This window comes from Lyngbya sp. CCY1209 (assembly GCF_035615495.1).
Taxonomy (GTDB): Bacteria; Cyanobacteriota; Cyanobacteriia; order Cyanobacteriales; family Microcoleaceae; genus Limnospira.
In genome coordinates, this window is sequence record NZ_JAJENU010000313.1 from 1 (window position 1) to 2,764 (window position 2,764).

Annotated in this window: 2 protein-coding genes and 1 CRISPR repeat array; both genes read left to right on the top strand. The window is 46.7% G+C overall.

Going from position 1 to position 2,764, the window contains the following annotated elements:
- Positions 1-164 precede the first annotated feature (164 nt).
- A complete protein-coding gene (cas1d, locus tag LKE08_RS09015; protein ID WP_324703886.1) occupies positions 165-1,169 on the top strand; it encodes a type I-D CRISPR-associated endonuclease Cas1d in 1,005 nt (334 codons plus the stop codon).
- Positions 1,170-1,200: 31 nt separating this feature from the next.
- Positions 1,201-1,491 carry a CRISPR-associated endonuclease Cas2 gene (gene cas2 / locus LKE08_RS09020; RefSeq protein ID WP_324703887.1) on the top strand — a complete coding sequence of 97 codons (291 nt, stop codon included), beginning with the start codon at positions 1,201-1,203 and terminating at the stop codon, positions 1,489-1,491.
- Between the two features lie 211 nt (positions 1,492-1,702).
- A CRISPR array of direct repeats spans positions 1,703-2,603; the repeat unit is 37 nt; unit sequence CCTGATATAATCAGTAATACCTCTTAGGGATTGAAAC.
- The last annotated feature ends 161 nt before the right edge of the window (positions 2,604-2,764 follow it).

The following is a 2,764-nucleotide window of genomic DNA, read 5'->3' on the forward strand; positions in this document are numbered from 1 at the left end:
TGGGAATTGATTCCCAAGCGATCTGAAATTGTGGAATAGATCTTTCCGCAATCCTCTTTAGAGGATTTTCGCTGTTATGAATTGATTCCCAAGCGGTGGAACTTTTGAACGAATCGTTTCGCAATCTTCTTCGGAGAATTTTTGAAAATTAGGAGACAGAAAAAATGGGAACGCTTTACATCATTCACGAAGATGCTTTTATCGGCAAAACGGATGAACGGATAATTGTCAAATCTAACAAAACTAAGCTGATGGATGTTCCATTCATCAAAATTGAAGGAGTCGTGGTTGTCGGGCGGGCGACGGTTTCTCCGGCGGTTGTGGATGAACTTTTGGATCGCAACATTCCTCTCAGTTTTGTTACCGCCAGCGGACGCTATCGGGGGCGGATCGAACCGGAATTTACCAAAAATATTTTCGTGCGATCGGCACAGTGGAAGGTGGCGGGTGAGTCGGATAATGCGGTGCATTTGGTGCGAGGATTAGTGCGGGGTAAACTGAAGAATTATCGCAATCTTTTGTTGCGTCGGCGGCGGGAAAATTGCGAACTGGATTTGGAGGCAGGAATTCAGCAGTTGAAGGATGCGATCGCTTCCTTAGAAAATATCTCGGATATCAATTGCCTGCGGGGATACGAAGGGGCGGGAAGTGCGGCTTATTTCGGTTGTTTTGACGATCTGATTCAAAACCCCCGATTCGGTTTCGAGTTTCGCCGCCGCCGTCCCCCCACCGATCCGGTTAATTCCCTGCTGAGTTTTGGTTATTCTTTGTTGACGAATGACATCAAAAGTGCCGTCAATATTGTCGGGTTCGATCCCTATTTGGGATACCTGCACACCAACCGTTACGGGCGCCCGTCTTTGGCGTTGGATTTGATGGAGGAATTTCGCCCCATTGTCGTGGATGCGGTGGTTTTGAATGCCCTCAATACCCAAAAATTGAAGCCGGAAGATTTCACCACCGAACCCGTCAGCGGGGCGGTACATCTCACCAAGGATGGGTTGAAAGTTTTTCTGCGGTTGTATGAGGAAAAGAAACAGTCGAAATTCAAGCATCCGGTGCTCAAGCGTCAGTGTACTTACCGGGAATCGTTTGAAATTCAGGCGCGGCTGATGGCGAAATTCCTGATGGGAGAAACGGACAAATATCCGCCGCTGGTTTTGAAATAATTTTGCCGTTTTTGTTGCTTTTTTTGCCGTGATGATGTATATTGTTGTCAGTTACGATATTTCGGAAAATAAACGCCGAACCAAAATTCACTCCATCCTCAAATCCTATGGGGAATGGAAGCAGTACAGCGTTTTCGAGTGCGAACTGACGGAAACGCAATACGCCCGGTTGCGATCGCGCCTGAACAAACAAATTGATGCCGAAACCGATAGCGTCTGCTTCTATTTCCTGCGGGGACACCGCCGAGGGGAGATCGAACGGATCGGCTGTCCCCCTCCCCGGGACACCACCATCTTTTTTGTGGACTGCGCGGAGGGGTAGGTGTAGAAATGAGGCGACGGGACGAAATGGCTGAATTGCTGACTGGGAATGACTTTGAATGCGATCGCCGACTCGAACCCGTCGCGCACCTTACACAGCAGGGGTTTCAGCGTTTTTGGGGGTCTGCGGGTGTGAGAATGGTTCTCCTGCGGGCGATCGTCGCGCAAATGGGCTCTAAAATCCGCTCTGGGCTTGACGTCCTGACGAGGCCCCTGATATAATCAGTAATACCTCTTAGGGATTGAAACGGCAAACCACTCCAGATATTGAGGAAAATCAGCATTCCTGATATAATCAGTAATACCTCTTAGGGATTGAAACTCGAGCGATCGCGCCTCAGTAACTTCAAAATCCACCTGATATAATCAGTAATACCTCTTAGGGATTGAAACCGGGCAAACCACGCCACATATTCAGGAAAATCAGCCCTGATATAATCAGTAATACCTCTTAGGGATTGAAACAGAGGGATCAGCGACGGAACGATCAGCCCCACCGGCCTGATATAATCAGTAATACCTCTTAGGGATTGAAACTCCAGCGATCTCGCTTCCAAAATTTCCGCATCCATCCCTGATATAATCAGTAATACCTCTTAGGGATTGAAACCAGCAAAGTGCAATCATTAGCGATGTAACTGTAAAAACCTGATATAATCAGTAATACCTCTTAGGGATTGAAACTTCGACTAGCCAAAGGCAGGCGGTAGCCAGCGATCCTGATATAATCAGTAATACCTCTTAGGGATTGAAACGCTTGCCAGTGCTGATGCCCATTTCCAAGCATCCTCCTGATATAATCAGTAATACCTCTTAGGGATTGAAACGAGGGGGTGGATTCCCTTGCGAGAAAACTCCTCCCTGATATAATCAGTAATACCTCTTAGGGATTGAAACAACATACTCCAAAGCCCGTCCACCTGGGCTTTGCCTGATATAATCAGTAATACCTCTTAGGGATTGAAACAGCAGTTGCCAATTTTCTGTAAGTTTTTCTATCTCCCTGATATAATCAGTAATACCTCTTAGGGATTGAAACAAAGGCCGCACGGAATTCGGGGATCAATTCGATAAGCCCTGATATAATCAGTAATACCTCTTAGGGATTGAAACAATGAGCTTATAAGCTTCGAGTTTCTCTTCAGAAGATCCTGATATCGCAAGTATCGCGCTCGTGTATCAACAGTTTCAATCGGCCTAGAAACCTTGAAACATCGATGTAAAGGTCATTTCAGTTTCCTATTGCCTGTTGCCTATTGCCTATTGCCCTCTAG

What these genes read in the sequence shown, in the direction of transcription:
- cas1d (WP_324703886.1), top strand. Translation starts at nt 165, where the DNA reads ATGGGAACGCTTTACATCATTCACGAAGATGCTTTTATCGGCAAAACG.
- cas2 (WP_324703887.1), top strand. Translation starts at nt 1,201, where the DNA reads ATGATGTATATTGTTGTCAGTTACGATATTTCGGAAAATAAACGCCGA.